Below are 16,005 nucleotides of genomic sequence, written 5' to 3' on the forward strand. Positions count from 1 at the left end.
ATCGATCGGGCGGGATTGCGCCGGGGTCGGTCCATTGTAAGCGACGGAAGACGACCTACCTAGAGGCCGAGTTTAACGAGGCCGCCCCGGAGTTCCCGGAGGGACAAAAATCAATCAGGTACTTGATGCAACTTCAAAAATTAGGTGCACCGCTTTCGACCGACCGCCTTGTCCTGCGCGAATTCACAAGAGGCGATTTCCCCGGCTATTCAGCCTACCATTCTCTGCAGGAGGTTTACCGGTATCTTTACGCTGCACCTCCAACTGGAGATGCTTTGCGAGAGCAGTTCTCGGCGATTTTGGCGGCACCATTTGAGAAGGATGGCGACACCTATCGACTGGCCGTCGAGCGAAAGGCTGACAACGCACTGGTCGGTGAAGTCCTGTTGAAGCTGGCTAGTGTTGATGCACTTCAGGGAGAGGTTGGATATATTTTCAATCCAGAATTCGCGGGGAACGGGTATGCAACGGAGGCTGTTGGCGCGATGGTCAGCATAGGCTTCTCGTCAATCGGATTTCATCGAATCTTCGCGCGGCTGGACGCTGCGAACAAGGGTTCGGTCGGCGTTGTTGAGCGCCTTGGACTGCGTCGAGAAGCGCATTTGATCCAGAACGACCGCTTCCGAGACGTCTGGGGAGACGAGTATATTTACGCGGTTCTTGCTTCGGAATGGAAATCGCGCGCCGGCGTAATTTTGCCGTCCGCTTAGGGCTGACGGCCATAATCGCGCAGAAGCGCCAATTGCGGTCATTGATTAATTGTTTGCTGTCCCCTAAAAGCCGACCAATAGCAGAGGAGATTTATGCGCAGAGGCTTGTGATTTCGACCGCAATTTGCGGCTTCACCTGGCACCAGTATCGGTAGCCGGACCTTTTTGCATATCTTTTCTGCGGAGTTCTCATGAAATTCGAGGACGTTATCATCCGGCCTTTCGAGGCCTCGGACACAGTAAAACTTTCCAACATCTGGCTCGAAGCCTCGTTGCTTGCTCATCCGTTTATCGGCGAGCGTCGTTTGATGGAGCAAAAGGCACTTATTGAGGAACAATATTTGCCTGGCGCCCAAACGTGGGTCGCAACATTAAACGGCCAAGCTGCGGGCTTTATCAGCCTGCTCGACACTTTCATAGGCGGCTTATTTGTTTCCCCGTGCCATCAAGGCCTCGGTATCGGGCGTAAACTCGTTTCGCACGCGCTGAATTTGAAGGGCGAGCTTTCGCTTGAAGCCTATACTGAAAACGTGCAGGCGATGGGCTTCTATAGATCGCTCGGCTTTCAGGAGCTTTCCCGTCGCGCGATTGATGATGAAGGTTATCCGTTCGAAAATGCCCGTTTGCGGCTAGTCGGCTAAGGGCAACTTGTCGGGCGCCACGGTAGTCGCCCGACAACCGCCTTGGCCAATCCCCGTGATCGGAATGAGCGGCGGAGGCCCATCGCTTTAGCCGATTTGCATACTTCCATCCTGCTCCCAAGCAGAACGCCTATGCCAGCACTTTGCTCTACCCCTGCCCCATCAGCGTGAAATAGCCCCATGCGGCGGCGAAAAACAATATGACAGCCGCAATCGTCAATGCCCTCTTCGCTTTTGGCCCGAGCGGTTCGCGCGGCTTCTTCGGCGGCACCGGTTTGCGGAACTTCACCACATTGTCGTTCATTTCATCATCGTCCTGAATGTCGCTGCTGAAACCTCTGCCGCATCTGTGGCATCGGCTTTTCGAATACCTATCTCTAGCAGACCAGAACTATCATAAATATTACCAAGTTTTCACTTCACCCTTGGGGCAAGCTATGTCACTTCCCACAATCAGAGGAATATAACGGCGACAGACGGACGAACAAACCGGAGAGCGGCGGCAACTCTCTGTAGTATTTTGAACTTTGCGGGTGACGAGAATGAATGACGCCAATACCAGTGGCAGCGATACCAAAAACAGCCAGCCCGATCTGCGCGAGATTTTGGGTACGACCAGAAACGGCCGCAAGAAAAAGTCGCGTCGGTTCCTCTATGTGGCAGCAGCCATTGTGCTGATTGGCGGCGGTCTTGGTTATTATTACCAGTCACGCGCAGGCGGTGTGGCTTATAGCTACACCACGGAAGCAGCGCGTCAGGGCGATCTCTCGGTCATCGTCACCTCCACCGGCTCGGTTCAGCCGACGGATCAGGTTGATATATCGAGCGAACTGTCCGGCACGGTGCGCAAGGTCAACGTCACCTACAACACCCCGGTCAAGGCCGGAGACGTTCTGGCGGAGCTGGATACCAACAAGCTGGAAGCCGACGTGCAGAGCGCCCGCGCCAAGCTCGCTTCCGCCAAGGCCAATGTGCTGAAGGCCCGCGCGGACCTTGGCTCGGCAAAGACATCCATGGAGCGCCTGCGATCCCTGGTTCAGAACCGCGTCTCCAGCCAGCAGGATCTGGACGCCGCGCAGTTCACCCATGATGCGGCGGCCGCAACGCTTGAGGTCAATGAGGCGACCGTGCTGTCGGCGGAAGCCGATCTGCGGCTCGCCGAGGTCAATCTGGGCAAGGCCAAGATCGTTTCGCCCATCGATGGCGTTATCCTCACCCGCAGCGTCGATCCCGGCGCCACGGTCGCCTCCTCGCTCAATGCCCCTGTTCTCTTCACCATCGCCGGCGATCTGCGCCACATGGAGCTGCAGGTCTCGGTGGATGAGGCCGATGTCGGCAAGGTGGAAACCGGGCAGAAGGCCACATTCAACGTCGATGCCTATCCCGACCGCAGCTTCCCGGCCGAGATCGAGACCGTGCGCTTCGCCTCGGAAACCGTATCCAACGTGGTGACCTACAAGGGCATATTGACGGTCGACAATGCAGAACTGCTGCTTCGCCCCGGGATGACGGCAACCGCCAATATCATCGTTGAAGAGATCAAGGACGCCCTGCTGGTACCCAATTCCGCGCTTCGTTATACACCGCCGCGCGAATCCGCTTCGCGTGCGGGTGGGTTGATGAGCCTGTTCCGCCCGCCCCGCATGGGCCGCTCGCAAAACCGCGATGCCGGCCAGGCCGCCCAGGGTAAAAGGACGGTCTGGGTGCTGCGCAACAACAATCCGGTTTCCGTCGCAATCGAAACTGGCTCCACCGACGGCCAGCATACCGTGGTGAAATCTGGCGAACTGAAAGCCGATGACCAGGTAATTACCGACGCAACGGCCCGTAACGCCGGCTGACGGAGGACAAGCGCATGCAACAGCCGCCGCTCATCGAGTTCCGTGATGTCGTGAAGCAATATGGTCGCGGCGAAGCGACGATCCGCGCGCTCGACGGCGTCAGCCTGTCGATCCGCGAGAAGGAATTCGTCGCCATCATGGGACCGTCGGGATCGGGTAAATCCACCTCGATGAACATCATCGGCTGTCTGGACGTCCCATCGGCTGGCGAATATCTCTTCCAGGGCGTGCCGACCAGCGGCTTCGATAACGAACATCTGACGCTGCTGCGCCGGCACATGCTCGGTTTCGTGTTTCAGGGCTTCAACCTTCTCTCCCGCACCTCTGCGGTGGAAAATGTCGAACTACCGCTTATCTATCGGGGCATGAAAGCTTCAGAGCGTCGGGAGCGCGCCATGGAGGCGCTGGCGCAGGTGGGCCTCAAAGGCCGCGAAGATCACACCACGCAGGAGCTTTCCGGCGGCCAGCAGCAGCGTGTGGCCATTGCCCGCGCCATCGTCACCCGCCCCGCGCTGCTTCTGGCCGACGAGCCGACCGGCAATCTCGATACGAAGACCAGCGTCGAAATCATGGAACTGATAACCTCGCTCAATCGCGACAAGGGCATCACCGTCGTCATGGTAACCCATGAGGAGGATATCGCCGCTTATGCCGGGCGCCTGCTGCGTTTTGTCGACGGCCACCTCGCCTCCGATAGCGCCGCGGATAATAAGGAGACATTGGATGTTCTTTGAAACATCGCGTCTTGCGTTGCGCGCCATCAGCCGCAACCTGTTGCGCTCCTTTCTCACGGTGCTCGGCGTCGTCATTGGTGTGGCCGCCGTCATTGCCATGGTCACCATCGGCAACGGTACGACCGAGCAGGTAAAATCGGAACTGTCACGGCTCGGCACCAACATGCTGTTCGTGCGCCCCGGCCAGTTCGGCCCCGGCCGCGCCAGCACTGAAGCCAAGCGCTTCGATGACCGCGATGTCGAGGCGATCCGCAACCAGATATCAGGCATACGCGCCGTCGCACCGCAGAACCGCAGTTCCGCAGCAACCGTCATTTTCGGCGGCAAGAACCACCAGACAAGCGTCATCGGCACCACCAATGATTACCTGATCGCCCAGGACTGGACGATCGCGCTGGGTCGTGACTTCCAGCCCGCCGAAGATCGCGGCGGTCAGATCGGCTGCATCATCGGCGAAACCGTGCGTCAGGAACTGTTCGGTGCGGAAAACCCTGTGGGACAGACGATCCGCGTCAGCAACATCTCCTGCCCCGTCATTGGCGTTCTCGCCCGCAAAGGCCAGTCCGGCCTCGGCGACGATCAGGACGACACGATCATCATGCCGCTCAAAATCCACCAGCGGCGCATTGGCGGCACCACCACCATTTCCTCGATCATGGTTTCGGCGCAGGATGGCGTTTCCACCGCCAAGGTGCAGAGCGACCTGCAAAACCTGCTGCGCGAGCGCCGCCGCATCAACATCGGCCGCGAGGACGATTTCACCGTCAACGACATGACACAGATCGCCTCGGCCATGACCGGCACGACGACGCTTCTCACCGGGCTTCTCGGCGCGGTCGCCGCCGTCAGCCTTCTCGTGGGCGGCATCGGCATCATGAACATCATGCTCGTCTCGGTAACGGAGCGCACGCGTGAGATCGGCATTCGGCTTGCCATCGGCGCATTGGAAAAACAGGTGCTGACACAGTTTCTGGTGGAAGCGGTGATGCTCTCGGCCTTCGGCGGCATCGTCGGCATCCTTACCGGCCTCGGCCTCGCCTACGCGGTCGTCAGCTTCCTCAACGTGCCTTTCGTCACCAGCCCATCGATCATCTTCCTCGCCTTCGCCTTTTCAGCCGCCATCGGCGTGATTTTCGGCTATTTTCCCGCGCGGCGGGCGGCGAGTCTCAGCCCGATCGAAGCCCTGAGACACGAGTGATCAATCCGGCCTAACGATCTGCGGCTTGCCGCCATTCCTCAAGCGCCTGTTCTACATCGGTCTGGTAAGACGGCGGGTAGTTTCGCTGCAGGAGGGCGTGCAAATATAATTCAACGGCCCGCCTTTGAGCGTCGTTCAACAGCGCAAATTTCTCCGGGCGGCCGCGCAGGTGGGGCACGAACTCGTGCCGGTAACAACCGTCGAGATCGGCGATCATGTAGGCGGGTAGATGAAACCGCATTGCTTCGGCATCAAAAAACGCAGGACTGGCGGAGTGTAGGTTCACGTCTTCCACCGTGATCGCAGACCAGTCGTCCTTTTCATCCTCGGCGCGGCGGGCGGCAAGCACATCATGGCTCGCGTAATCATCAATCGCGGCGGCCTCACGAAGACCCACACCGCCGCCTAGGGTGACGTGCGCGAAAGCAGCTTTTACCGCCCCCCTTGCCGTGGCCGTGATCTCCCCTGCCGGTCTCATCACGTGAACCGCCCGTTCAATGATGGCCCCCGTCTCCACGCACCGTTGGCCACTCGCCGCCTTCGGTTCGTTCGAACTGAACGCCTTCCGTGGTGGCTGATGACACGCGCCTGCGTGCTTTAGCCTCCCAAGAAAAGGAGAGGAAAAGAATACCGACAACCAACGTCAGGCCGACCAGAATGCCGGCAGCAACGAGGCCAAGTGTCCAGACATCAATCGAGCTACTGCTATTCCCCACGCCGGCTACCCCCTCACTGAAACCATCCGCATTCAATCTTGCTCCATGACGTCAATCGGATAGGCTCTCCGGAAATCTACCGCATGGAGTCTCGATGTTCAAATCCGTATCCGATAGCGCTGCGGCTGCAGACGGCGGATCGCTTGCCCTTTTTGTGGAGCGACAGGTCGGGCAGACGGAAGTGTTTGTGATCCATCGCTCGCTCGCATCGCGCGGGACGCCTGACTATAACAGGATCACGTCAAGCCTGCGGCCACTCTCTGCAGAAGATTGCCGGGAGGTCGCCGCGGCTCTCGAACCGCTATTGATGACCACGCCATCAATCCATCCGCTGGCCGATTTCATCGAAGCCTTCAAACAGCAGTCATGATCCTTGGGAAGTTGACTTTGCGTGAGACGCAGTCTGCGGAAAAAACCCTGAAACTTTTCGTCCGTCATCCTCGGGCTTGACCCGAGAATCTACAAACGTCCCAAGCGATTTGGCGGGGATGGATCCTCGGGTCAAGCCCAAGGATGACGTCGCGTTTGTAGGAGCGCTGGGTGCAAAAGAATATCTAACTATCCATCGCAGAGATAGTGCAGCCAATCAGACGCTGGCTTCTGCCTCACGCTGCTTTGCAAGCGCGGCGAGATCCGCAGGCTTCAGCTCAACCGATTCACCGCAGCCGCAGGCAGAGGTCTGGTTCGGATTGTTGAAGGTGAAACCGGAGCGCATCTTGGTCACTTCGAAATCCATCTGCGTGCCGAGCAGATAAAGCACCGCGGAAGGCTGAACCCAGACTTTCGCGCCTTCGAATTCCACCAGATCGTCCTTCGCATCCGGCTCGGTCACGAGGTCGATGGTATATTCCATGCCCGCGCAACCGCCCTTCTTGATGCCGACGCGCACGCCCTTGGCGTCCGGTCCGGAATTTTCGACGATCGCTTTAACGCGCGAGGCAGCAGCCCCGGTCATGGTCATGATTGCAAAGCCCATGGGCCCATTCTCCTTCGACAATCGAGTTCAAGGCTCGATGCTTATGGAATTCAATTTAAGTGCGCCTGACAATGTCATCAAGGGATGACACCAGTCAAAATCAAATCAGTACCAGCCGACGGCGACCTGCGCCTCTTCCGACATGCGGTCCGGCGTCCACGGCGGATCGAAGGTCATTTCGACGGTGACACCGGAAACGCCTTCGACGGCGCCAACGGCGTTCTCCACCCAGCCCGGCATTTCGCCAGCGACGGGGCAACCGGGGGCCGTCAGCGTCATGACGATCTTGACCATCCGGTCGTCTTCGATATCGATCTTGTAGACCAGCCCGAGTTCGAAGATGTCGGCCGGAATTTCCGGGTCATAAACGGTCTTCAGCGCCGCGATCACATCGTCGCTGAGGCGTGCAAGCTCGTCCGGCGGAATGGTGGATACCTTTTCCTGAGCTTCGGTCGCATCCTGGGTCTTTGCAGTGGCATCGGCAGTCATGGTCTTAAACCTCAATCCTGATTTCAAGCTGCGATATCAGGCGAAAAATTTGCGCGCATATTCCAGCGCCTCGACAAGAGAGTCTACTTCGGCGCGGGTATTGTAAAGGCCGAACGATGCCCGGCATGTGGAGGTGACGCCGAAGCGTTTCAAGAGCGGCATGGCGCAATGGGTGCCGGCCCGCACGGCAACGCCGCGCCGGTCGATCACCATCGAGACGTCGTGGGCGTGAATGCCCTCAAGCTCGAAGGAGAAAATGCCGCCCTTCTCAGGCGCGTTGCCGATGATGCGAAGCGAATTGATCTCGCGCAGCCGCTCGGCGGCATAAGCGGCAAGATCGGCCTCGTGTGCAGCAATCGCGGCACGGCCGAGATTGTCCATGTAATCGAGCGCATAACCGAGGCCGATCGCCTGCACGATGGGCGGCGTACCCGCTTCGAAACGATGCGGCGGCTCGTTATAGGTGACATTGTCTTCGGAGACGTCAAGGATCATCTCGCCGCCGCCCTGGAACGGCCGCATCTCGCGCAGCCGGTCGGCCTTGCCATAGAGCACGCCGATGCCCGAGGGGCCGTAAAGCTTGTGACCCGTCATCACATACCAGTCGCAATCGATATCGCGCACATCCACCGGCATATGAACAGCGCCCTGTGATCCATCGATCAGCACCGGAATGCCACGCTCATGCGCGATACGGCAGATTTCCTTGACCGGCACGATGGTGCCGAGCGCATTCGACATATGGGTGATGGCAACGAGCTTGGTGCGCTCCGTCAGGCTCTTTTCGAAAGCCTCGATATGAAATGCGCCGTCATCATCAACCGGCACCCAGACGAGCTTGGCGCCCTGCCGTTCGCGGATGAAATGCCATGGCACGATATTGGAGTGATGCTCCATGATCGAGATGACGATCTCGTCGCCCTCGCCGATCTTGGGCATGCCATAACCGTAAGCGACCGTATTGATCGCCTCGGTGGAGGATTTGGTGAAGACGATCTCGTCCACCGAACCGGCATTGAGGAACCGGCGCACTTTTTCGCGCGCCGCCTCATAGGCATCGGTTGCGGCATTGGAGAGGAAATGCAGGCCGCGATGCACGTTTGCGTACTCATTTGCATAAGCATGCGAAACGGCGTCGATCACCACCTGCGGCTTTTGAGCGGACGCGCCGTTGTCGAGATAGACCAGCGGCTTGCCATAGACTTCGCGCGACAGGATCGGGAAATCCTTGCGCACGGCTTCGATGTCATAAGGGGCCGCCATTGCGGTCTGGTCCATTTCTCGGGCCCTTTCATGGTGCTCTTCTAGAGAGCTCCGGGTTTTGCAGCCGTTACCGCTGCTTCACGTCATCCTCGGGACAAGCCCGAGGATGACGACGGAGAGGTTACTAAGCGTGATGCTCCAGCCAGGAGGAAATGATCGTCTCCAGCGCCTCTACCAGATTTTCTTCTTCCAGTTCCTCGACGATCTCGGCGACGAAGGCGTTGACGAGCATCGCCCGTGCCTTTGCCCGCGGAACGCCGCGCGCCATCAGGTAGTAGAGATGGTTGTCGCTGATATCGGCAACCGTCGCGCCATGGCCGCACTGGACGTCGTCGGCGAAGATTTCCAGTTCCGGCTTTGCCGAGAACTCGCCATCGTCAGACATCAGCAGCGTGTTGCACGCCATCTTCGCGTCGGTCTTCTGGGCATCCGGTGCGACCCGGATCATGCCCTGGAAAATGCCCTTTGCACGGTCGAACACCACGTTGCGGAAAACTTCCGTCGAGGTCGTGTTCGGCACGTTGTGGCCAAGAACCATCGTCACGTCCGTATGGGTTTCGCCACCCAAAAGGTTGACGCCGCGAACGATGAGATCAGTGCCCTCGCCTTCCACATCGATGCGCAATTCCTGACGCACCAGCTTGCCGCCGGCATTGATCAGGAAGAGACGGAACTTGGCTTCCGCGCCGAGCTTGATGCGCAACTGGCCAAGGTGAATATCGGCGGCACCCTGCTGTTGCAACAGAATCCAGGTTGCTTCCGCACCATCCTCAACGACGATATCGCTGACCGAGGAGACCAGCGCCGCATCAGACGTCACCGAAAGGTGACGTTCAATGACGGTCGCTTTCGAACCCTTGCCGAAGCGCACCGGGAAGCGGCTGTGAACCTGGCCTGCGCCATGGATCGCCTGCAGTTCGATCGGCTTGTCGAGCTCCGCATCGGCGGGAATTTCGACCACGAGGCCGTCACGCACGAAGCTGCCATTGATGCGGCCAATCGTGTCATCCTTGCTCGCTTCCGCCAGACCAGCCGCGGCAGAGCCGTCGAGCAGGCTGTCGGCAAAGCGCGATACGCTGACACCATCGACTTTGCCGATATCGGCCGTGCCATGCAGCATGTAAGCCACAGGCGAACCGGCAATAATCGACGCAGCCTTCTCGATGACAGGCGCGGGCCGGTCTTCCGGAACCGTGCGCAGCAGGCTCTTCAGATCGGTATAGTGCCAGGCCTCGATGCGGCGTGTCGGAAGACCACCGGTCTTCAGATCGTCGAACAGCACGTCACGCGCGGCAACCACGGCGCCATCGCCGGGCAGCTCGCTGAACTTGGCGGTATAGGCATCGACCAGCGCGGTTTCCGCTGGCGTCAGCCGGTTGGTAGCTTGAATGTTCATGGACATCACCTCCTGGCCTTCGATCAGGCCGCTTCACCGATGATGTCGGCGTAACCGTTGTTTTCCAGTTCCAGCGCGAGAGCCTTGTCACCCGAGCGGATGATCTTGCCCTTGTAGAGAACGTGAACGCTGTCAGGCACGATGTAGTCGAGCAGGCGCTGATAGTGGGTGATGACAACGGTGGCGCGATCCGGCGACTTCAGCGCGTTGACGCCGTCAGCCACGATCTTCAGCGCGTCGATGTCGAGACCGCTATCGGTTTCGTCGAGAACGCAGAGCTTCGGCTCCAGAAGCGCCATCTGCAGGATTTCGGCACGCTTCTTCTCACCACCGGAGAAACCGACGTTGAGCGGACGCTTCAGCATCTCCATGTCGATCTTCAGATCGCCGGCCGCTTCCTTGACGCGGCGGATGAAATCAGGCGTCGTCAGCTCGGACTCGCCGCGCGCCTTGCGCTGCTCGTTCATCGCAACCTTCAGGAACTGCATGGTGGCGACGCCCGGAATTTCGACCGGATACTGGAAGGCAAGGAAAATGCCCTTGGCCGCACGCTCGGCAGCGTCCAGCTCCAGAATGCTTTCGCCGTTATAGAGAATGTCACCGGAGGTGACTTCATAGTCCTCACGGCCCGACAGGATGTAGGACAGCGTCGACTTGCCGGAACCGTTAGGGCCCATGATGGCCGCAACTTCACCAGCGGCAACCTTCAGGTTGAGACCCTTGATGATCTCGGTTTCGGTATCGGCGATCTTCGCGTGCAGGTCGATGATTTCAAGCATGATATTGTTCCTGTTCATGGTGCGGTTTCAAGGACCGCCTCGTGCGCCCCGTCAGGGCTTGTCTCAAATCTCTCATCCGTCATCCTCGGGCTTGTCCCGAGGATCCGGGAAGTGGGTTGTCTCTGCTCAGGCCATTTGCCGTAGATCCTCGGGACAAGCCCGAGGATGTCGAGCAAGAGTTAACCGACAGACCCTTCCAGCGAAATGCCGATCAGCTTCTGCGCTTCCACGGCAAATTCCATCGGCAGTTCCTGAATGACTTCCTTCACGAAGCCATTGACGATCAGCGCGATCGCCGCTTCCTCGGGAATGCCGCGCTGCAGGCAATAGAACAGCTGGTCTTCGGAAATCTTCGACGTCGTCGCCTCGTGCTCGAAGTGAGCGGACGAGTTCTTCGCCTCGATATAGGGCACGGTATGCGCGCCGCACTTGTCGCCGATCAGCAGCGAGTCGCACTGCGTGAAGTTGCGCGTGTTGGTCGCCTTGCGGTGGGCCGAGACCTGGCCGCGATAGACGTTTTCCGAAAAACCGGCGGCGATGCCCTTGGCGATGATGCGGCTCGACGTGTTCTTGCCGAGATGGATCATCTTGGTGCCACTGTCGATCTGCTGGTGACCATTGGAGACCGCGATCGAATAGAACTCGCCACGGCTGTCATCGCCGCGCAGGATGCAGGACGGGTATTTCCAGGTGATGGCCGAACCGGTCTCCACCTGCGTCCACGAGATCTTCGAGCGGTTGCCACGGCAATCGCCGCGCTTGGTCACGAAGTTGTAGATGCCGCCCTTCCCTTCCTTGTCGCCCGGATACCAGTTCTGGACGGTGGAATATTTGATTTCGGCATCATCGAGCGCCACGAGTTCAACAACGGCGGCGTGAAGCTGGTTCTCGTCGCGCTGGGGAGCGGTGCAGCCTTCCAGATAGGAGACGTAGGCACCCTCTTCGGCGATGATCAGCGTGCGCTCGAACTGGCCGGTGTTCTTCTCGTTGATGCGGAAATAGGTGGAAAGCTCCATCGGGCAACGAACGCCCTTCGGCACGAACACGAAGGAACCGTCGGTGAAGACGGCGGAGTTCAGCGTCGCATAAAAATTGTCCGTCGTCGGAACGACCGAGCCGAGATATTTCTTCACCAGCTCCGGATGCTCGCGCACGGCTTCCGAGATCGACATGAAGATCACGCCGGCCTTCGCCAGTTCCGCCTTGAAGGTGGTGACGACGGAGACGCTGTCGAACACGGCATCAACAGCGACCTGACGCTTTTCGACGCCGGCGAGGATTTCCTGTTCTTTCAGCGGAATGCCGAGCTTTTCATAGACCTTCAGCAGCTCCGGGTCGACTTCATCGAGCGACTTCGGGCCGGGGGTGCTTTTCGGCGCGGCATAATAATAGAGATCGTTGAAGTCGATCTTGGGGTAGCTGACGCGCGCCCAGGTCGGCTCTTCCATCGTCAGCCAGCGCTTGTAAGCCTCAAGACGCCATTCCAGCATCCATTCCGGCTCCTGCTTCTTGGCCGAGATGAAACGGATCACCTCTTCCGAAAGACCCTTCGGGGCCTTGTCGACTTCGATATTGGTTTCGAAGCCGTATTTATACTGGTCCACATCGATCTGGCGGACCTGATCGATCGTTTCCTGAACCGCTGCCATGTCGTTCTCCAATCTCGCCGGAGCCAAGGTCCGGTGGCTTGTCAACGTATCAAGGCGGAAAGCCGCCTTATTCATCTTCGGGCAAATCGCTCCGAGCCGTCGGCCGGGGCAGAGCTTATACCCATGTAGGTGCGGGATGGCGCTTTTCACACATCCCGGCAAGCGGAAAATTGCTAATCCGCAATTCTTTGCCGCATTTTACGCGGCCTGACCGGAAAGCTTGCGCCGTCCGGCAATTTTCGCAAACGCCGCAAGCGTCCTGTCGATATCGGCCTCGTCAGTTGCGTGACCGAGGGAAATCCTGAGCGCGCCGAGCTTGGGATCGTGCCCCATCGCGCTCAGCACATGGCTTTCGCCCACCTTGCCCGATGAGCAGGCCGACCCTGCCGACAGTGCGATACCTTCTATATCGAAGGCGATCTGCCCGGTCTCGGCCTTCAGGCCCGGAAGCGTGAAAAACGTTGTGTTGGCGACGCGCATGCCATCCTCACCGTGGATGATCACATCAGGCGCGTTCACGCGCATACCGTTTTCCAGCCGCGCCCGCAGCGCGGAAAGACGCGCCGCCTCAGCCTCGACATTCCGGGAGGCAAAAGCCGCAGCGGCACCGAAACCGATGACGGACAGGGTATTTTCCGTACCCGAACGATGGCCCTTTTCCTGGCCGCCACCATGGATCAGCGGCTTCGGCATCATCACCTCGCCGCGCGAGACAAGAGCGCCGGCACCCTTCGGGCCACCGAGCTTGTGAGACGAAATCACAAGGAAATCCGCATCGAGCGCGTTGATATCGAGCGGCACGCGGCCGGCAGCCTGAACAGCGTCGACAACCATCAGACCGCCCGCCGCATGAACCAGCCGCGCCGCTTCCGCCACAGGCTGAAGGATGCCGGTCTCGTTATTAACCAGCATGCAAGCGACCAGCGGCAGCCCGGACGACCTGTCATGCGAAGACAGCAACGCTTCAAGAGCGGCAAGATCAAGGACACCCGCTGACGTAACGGGAACTTCCGTTACGTCACCCTTTTCGAAACGGCCACCTTCGCGGAATGCCGGATGCTCGATGGCGGAAACATAGAGCCGGCTTACCCGAACCGGGCTGCGTCCCATCCTGAATTCCGGCACAAGCACCAGATTGGCCGCTTCCGTTGCACCGCTGGTGAAAGTCACATGCGCCGGCTCAGCGCCGCCAAGCGCCGCAACCTCCCGGCGAGCCGTCTCGACGGCCGCGCGGGCGGCACGCCCTTCCCGGTGGACGGAAGACGGATTGCCGGCAAGATCAAGCGCAGACACAAGCACCTCCCGCACGGCCGGCAGAAGCGGCGCCGTGGCGTTCCAGTCCATATATGTGCGCGTCAAAACCGTCATCGCCGAAAGGCTTCATCCAATCTTCAATGCGCGAAAACGCATTTTTCTTGAAATTACAGTTGCGCTTGCCTTATGACACCACCCGAGTGCTTTAGCACACGCAAAGTTTCGAATTATTCTAAACTGCGTTCTAGAAAAGATGACAGAGTTCGTCAAGTCTTCTCATCGGAAGAATGCGGTTGGAGAATGAAAAAACACGACCGGAGTACCAATGCCCGAAGTCATCTTTAACGGCCCTGCGGGTCGCCTCGAAGGCCGTTATCAACCCTCCAAGGAAAAGAGCGCGCCGATCGCGATCATCCTTCATCCGCACCCGCAGTTTGGCGGCACGATGAACAACCAGATCGTCTATCAGCTCTTCTATCTTTTCCAGAAGCGCGGTTTCACGACGCTCCGGTTCAACTTCCGCTCCATCGGCCGCAGCCAGGGCGAGTTCGACCACGGTGCGGGCGAGCTGTCCGATGCCGCCTCGGCGCTCGACTGGGTGCAGAGCCTGCATCCGGATTCCAAGAGCTGTTGGGTGGCGGGTTACTCCTTCGGCGCCTGGATCGGCATGCAGCTTCTGATGCGCCGCCCGGAAATCGAAGGTTTCATGTCGATTGCCCCGCAGCCGAACACCTACGACTTCTCCTTCCTTGCGCCATGCCCGTCTTCTGGCCTCATCATCAACGGCGATTCCGACAAGGTCGCGCCCGAAAAGGATGTCAACGGCCTGGTCGAAAAGCTGAAGACGCAGAAGGGCATTCTCATCACCCACCGCACCGTCCCCGGCGCCAACCACTTCTTCAACGGCAAGGTGGATGAGCTGATGGGCGAATGCGAGGACTATCTCGACCGTCGCCTGAACGGCGAGCTTGTGCCGGAACCGGCTGCCAAGCGTATTCGGTGATTTGGGGCGTATTTAAAGCAGGCCTTGATCGACCTATTATGATCCCGGCAGGGCAGAGGGGGGTAAGCCCCACCCGCCAACGTCATCAGCATCGCACCAAAACCCCACCCGTCACCGGCTCCTTCACCCCCGTCGTACCGGGATAGGTCAGCGGCAGCCCCTTCAGCGACCGAACGGCCAGATAGGCCCAGGCCTCCGCCTCCATCGCCCCGCCATCGAACCCCGCCTCTTCCGCCGCGATCACCCGTGCGCCGACCTTTGCGGCAAGGTCTGCAAACTCCGCCATGATCACCGGATTGAGCCGCCCGCCGCCACAGACCACATAGGTCTTCGCCGCCTCCGGCAGATAGCTTGCCGACTTCAGAATGGCGGCCCCCGTTAGATGCGCCAAAGTCCGTGCACCATCGGCCAGCGAGACCTCACCCTTTTCCGGGGGCGCAAAATCGCTGCGATCCAGCGAACGGCGAATATTACCGGAAAAGAACGGGCTTTCCATATAACGCGCCACCAGCGAGGCAACGACGCTGCCACCCGCCGCCGTCCTGCCGCCTTTGTCGAAAGCCTTGCCGGTATGCGCCTCGATCCACTGGTCGATCAGCATATTGCCGGGGCCGCTATCGAAAGCGGCAAGCTGGCCAGATTCACCGATGAAGGTGAGGTTGGAGATACCGCCGATATTGACGAAGACCGCAGGCGTCTCAAACCCGTCAGGTAGGTTGGCAGACAGCGCCATGTGGTAGGCGGGAATGAGCGGCGCGCCCTGCCCGCCATGCACCATGTCATTGGCGCGCATATCGTAGACCACGTCGATACCGGTTTCTTCAGCCAGGAAGGGTCCGTCACCGATCTGGACCGTCAGCGCATCATCAGGCCGGTGCAGCACCGTCTGGCCATGAAAACCGATGACATCGATTTCACCGGGCAGAAGCCGGTGACGATGGAGAAAGGATTTCACCGCCGCCGCATGGGCAAGCGTCAGCTTGCGCTCGGCTTCCTCCAGATCGCCGGGACGTTCGCGCCGTTCACGGATGGATTTGGCCGTGACCAGCGCCTTCTGCCAGACGGCCCGCAGGCCGGGATCATAGGGAAAATAACGGCTCGGCCCATGCCGAACCACGCTTTCGCCATCGGTGCGCAGAAGCGCGATATCGATGCCGTCCATCGATGTGCCGCTCATCAGTCCGATTGCCGTTTTCACCTCGCCCACCTGCCGCTCTCCCGCAATCTCGAATCATGCTGACCTTGAATCCCGACATTCATGGCCGAAACGGGTGCACATTTCAAAAAACAATGATAAAGCCGCGACGGTCACCGGTTTTCGATGGCCGTAAAGATCAAACCAGAAAGTAAAAGGTT

18 protein-coding genes are annotated in these 16,005 nt (G+C 59.2%); 7 read left to right on the forward strand and 11 right to left on the reverse strand.

Features of this window, described 5'->3' with window-relative positions:
• Window positions 1–125: 125 nt before the first annotated feature.
• Window positions 126–710 carry a GNAT family N-acetyltransferase gene (locus tag K7A42_RS03395; RefSeq protein WP_107339305.1) on the forward strand — a complete coding sequence of 195 codons (585 nt, stop codon included), beginning with the start codon at window positions 126–128 and terminating at the stop codon, window positions 708–710.
• A 191-nt stretch (window positions 711–901) separates the two neighbouring features.
• Window positions 902–1,351 (forward strand): GNAT family N-acetyltransferase, encoded by a 450-nt coding sequence (locus tag K7A42_RS03400; RefSeq protein WP_006698801.1) that lies wholly within the window; start codon window positions 902–904, stop codon window positions 1,349–1,351.
• Between the two features lie 148 nt (window positions 1,352–1,499).
• Here the strand turns inward: K7A42_RS03400 and K7A42_RS03405 are convergent, their stop codons facing one another.
• A complete protein-coding gene (locus K7A42_RS03405) occupies window positions 1,500–1,655 on the reverse strand; it encodes a hypothetical protein (protein ID WP_006698800.1) in 156 nt (51 codons plus the stop codon).
• Between the two features lie 238 nt (window positions 1,656–1,893).
• On the opposite strand from K7A42_RS03405, the gene K7A42_RS03410 reads away from it, so the two are divergent.
• The 3 genes from K7A42_RS03410 to K7A42_RS03420 are packed head-to-tail and all read left to right on the forward strand — an operon-like array spanning window position 1,894 to window position 5,124.
• Window positions 1,894–3,192: an efflux RND transporter periplasmic adaptor subunit gene (locus K7A42_RS03410; RefSeq protein ID WP_282454860.1), complete on the forward strand. Its 1,299-nt coding sequence runs from the start codon at window positions 1,894–1,896 to the stop codon at window positions 3,190–3,192.
• A 14-nt stretch (window positions 3,193–3,206) separates the two neighbouring features.
• Complete coding sequence (locus K7A42_RS03415) at window positions 3,207–3,926, forward strand: ABC transporter ATP-binding protein (protein ID WP_282454861.1); 720 nt, start codon at window positions 3,207–3,209, stop codon at window positions 3,924–3,926.
• A complete protein-coding gene (locus K7A42_RS03420) occupies window positions 3,916–5,124 on the forward strand; it encodes an ABC transporter permease (protein ID WP_004442376.1) in 1,209 nt (402 codons plus the stop codon). The genes K7A42_RS03415 and K7A42_RS03420 overlap by 11 nt, the downstream gene beginning before the upstream one ends.
• Window positions 5,125–5,134: 10 nt before the next feature.
• On the opposite strand, the gene K7A42_RS03425 is transcribed toward K7A42_RS03420, so the two are convergent.
• Window positions 5,135–5,602: a DUF6714 family protein gene (locus K7A42_RS03425; RefSeq protein ID WP_282454883.1), complete on the reverse strand. Its 468-nt coding sequence runs from the start codon at window positions 5,600–5,602 to the stop codon at window positions 5,135–5,137.
• A 16-nt stretch (window positions 5,603–5,618) separates the two neighbouring features.
• The gene (locus K7A42_RS03430) at window positions 5,619–5,840 is read right to left on the reverse strand and encodes a hypothetical protein (protein WP_282454862.1); all 222 of its coding nucleotides are present in this window, start codon (window positions 5,838–5,840) and stop codon (window positions 5,619–5,621) included.
• A 94-nt stretch (window positions 5,841–5,934) separates the two neighbouring features.
• Between K7A42_RS03430 and K7A42_RS03435 the strand changes: the two genes are divergently transcribed.
• Entirely contained in the window at window positions 5,935–6,210 is a 276-nt protein-coding gene (locus K7A42_RS03435; RefSeq protein WP_282454863.1) for a hypothetical protein, read from the forward strand.
• A 216-nt stretch (window positions 6,211–6,426) separates the two neighbouring features.
• Here K7A42_RS03435 and sufA read toward each other — a convergent pair whose 3' ends face one another.
• From sufA to K7A42_RS03470, 7 genes are all read right to left on the reverse strand, one after another.
• Entirely contained in the window at window positions 6,427–6,816 is a 390-nt protein-coding gene (sufA, locus tag K7A42_RS03440) for a Fe-S cluster assembly scaffold SufA (protein WP_004442383.1), read from the reverse strand.
• A gap of 105 nt (window positions 6,817–6,921) precedes the next feature.
• Window positions 6,922–7,305: an SUF system Fe-S cluster assembly protein gene (locus tag K7A42_RS03445; RefSeq protein WP_004442386.1), complete on the reverse strand. Its 384-nt coding sequence runs from the start codon at window positions 7,303–7,305 to the stop codon at window positions 6,922–6,924.
• A 36-nt stretch (window positions 7,306–7,341) separates the two neighbouring features.
• Window positions 7,342–8,583, reverse strand: a complete 1,242-nt coding sequence (locus K7A42_RS03450) for a cysteine desulfurase (protein ID WP_162719177.1) — start codon at window positions 8,581–8,583, stop codon at window positions 7,342–7,344.
• A gap of 109 nt (window positions 8,584–8,692) precedes the next feature.
• Complete coding sequence (sufD, locus tag K7A42_RS03455) at window positions 8,693–9,964, reverse strand: Fe-S cluster assembly protein SufD (protein WP_282454864.1); 1,272 nt, start codon at window positions 9,962–9,964, stop codon at window positions 8,693–8,695.
• 23 nt (window positions 9,965–9,987) lie between these two features.
• Window positions 9,988–10,743 (reverse strand): Fe-S cluster assembly ATPase SufC, encoded by a 756-nt coding sequence (gene sufC, locus K7A42_RS03460; protein WP_003522658.1) that lies wholly within the window; start codon window positions 10,741–10,743, stop codon window positions 9,988–9,990.
• A gap of 179 nt (window positions 10,744–10,922) precedes the next feature.
• Window positions 10,923–12,392 (reverse strand): Fe-S cluster assembly protein SufB, encoded by a 1,470-nt coding sequence (gene sufB, locus K7A42_RS03465; protein ID WP_006698793.1) that lies wholly within the window; start codon window positions 12,390–12,392, stop codon window positions 10,923–10,925.
• 198 nt (window positions 12,393–12,590) lie between these two features.
• Entirely contained in the window at window positions 12,591–13,760 is a 1,170-nt protein-coding gene (locus tag K7A42_RS03470; RefSeq protein WP_282454865.1) for a cysteine desulfurase family protein, read from the reverse strand.
• A gap of 211 nt (window positions 13,761–13,971) precedes the next feature.
• Between K7A42_RS03470 and K7A42_RS03475 the strand changes: the two genes are divergently transcribed.
• Window positions 13,972–14,649 carry an alpha/beta hydrolase gene (locus K7A42_RS03475; protein ID WP_003522662.1) on the forward strand — a complete coding sequence of 226 codons (678 nt, stop codon included), beginning with the start codon at window positions 13,972–13,974 and terminating at the stop codon, window positions 14,647–14,649.
• 85 nt (window positions 14,650–14,734) lie between these two features.
• On the opposite strand, the gene K7A42_RS03480 is transcribed toward K7A42_RS03475, so the two are convergent.
• Window positions 14,735–15,856, reverse strand: coding sequence for an anhydro-N-acetylmuramic acid kinase (locus tag K7A42_RS03480; RefSeq protein ID WP_282454866.1), 1,122 nt, complete (start codon window positions 15,854–15,856; stop codon window positions 14,735–14,737).
• Window positions 15,857–16,005: the final 149 nt, after the last annotated feature.

The organism is Agrobacterium sp. InxBP2, assembly GCF_026191755.1.
Taxonomy (GTDB): Bacteria; Pseudomonadota; Alphaproteobacteria; order Rhizobiales; family Rhizobiaceae; genus Agrobacterium; species Agrobacterium pusense.

What these genes read in the sequence shown, in the direction of transcription:
- sufC (WP_003522658.1), bottom strand. Translation starts at nt 10,743, where the DNA reads ATGCTTGAAATCATCGACCTGCACGCGAAGATCGCCGATACCGAAACC.
- K7A42_RS03425 (WP_282454883.1), bottom strand. Translation starts at nt 5,602, where the DNA reads ATGAGACCGGCAGGGGAGATCACGGCCACGGCAAGGGGGGCGGTAAAA.
- K7A42_RS03415 (WP_282454861.1), top strand. Translation starts at nt 3,207, where the DNA reads ATGCAACAGCCGCCGCTCATCGAGTTCCGTGATGTCGTGAAGCAATAT.
- sufB (WP_006698793.1), bottom strand. Translation starts at nt 12,392, where the DNA reads ATGGCAGCGGTTCAGGAAACGATCGATCAGGTCCGCCAGATCGATGTG.
- sufD (WP_282454864.1), bottom strand. Translation starts at nt 9,964, where the DNA reads ATGAACATTCAAGCTACCAACCGGCTGACGCCAGCGGAAACCGCGCTG.
- K7A42_RS03450 (WP_162719177.1), bottom strand. Translation starts at nt 8,583, where the DNA reads ATGGACCAGACCGCAATGGCGGCCCCTTATGACATCGAAGCCGTGCGC.
- K7A42_RS03410 (WP_282454860.1), top strand. Translation starts at nt 1,894, where the DNA reads ATGAATGACGCCAATACCAGTGGCAGCGATACCAAAAACAGCCAGCCC.
- K7A42_RS03435 (WP_282454863.1), top strand. Translation starts at nt 5,935, where the DNA reads ATGTTCAAATCCGTATCCGATAGCGCTGCGGCTGCAGACGGCGGATCG.
- K7A42_RS03445 (WP_004442386.1), bottom strand. Translation starts at nt 7,305, where the DNA reads ATGACTGCCGATGCCACTGCAAAGACCCAGGATGCGACCGAAGCTCAG.
- K7A42_RS03420 (WP_004442376.1), top strand. Translation starts at nt 3,916, where the DNA reads ATGTTCTTTGAAACATCGCGTCTTGCGTTGCGCGCCATCAGCCGCAAC.
- sufA (WP_004442383.1), bottom strand. Translation starts at nt 6,816, where the DNA reads ATGGGCTTTGCAATCATGACCATGACCGGGGCTGCTGCCTCGCGCGTT.
- K7A42_RS03395 (WP_107339305.1), top strand. Translation starts at nt 126, where the DNA reads ATGCAACTTCAAAAATTAGGTGCACCGCTTTCGACCGACCGCCTTGTC.
- K7A42_RS03470 (WP_282454865.1), bottom strand. Translation starts at nt 13,760, where the DNA reads ATGACGGTTTTGACGCGCACATATATGGACTGGAACGCCACGGCGCCG.
- K7A42_RS03405 (WP_006698800.1), bottom strand. Translation starts at nt 1,655, where the DNA reads ATGAACGACAATGTGGTGAAGTTCCGCAAACCGGTGCCGCCGAAGAAG.
- K7A42_RS03475 (WP_003522662.1), top strand. Translation starts at nt 13,972, where the DNA reads ATGCCCGAAGTCATCTTTAACGGCCCTGCGGGTCGCCTCGAAGGCCGT.
- K7A42_RS03400 (WP_006698801.1), top strand. Translation starts at nt 902, where the DNA reads ATGAAATTCGAGGACGTTATCATCCGGCCTTTCGAGGCCTCGGACACA.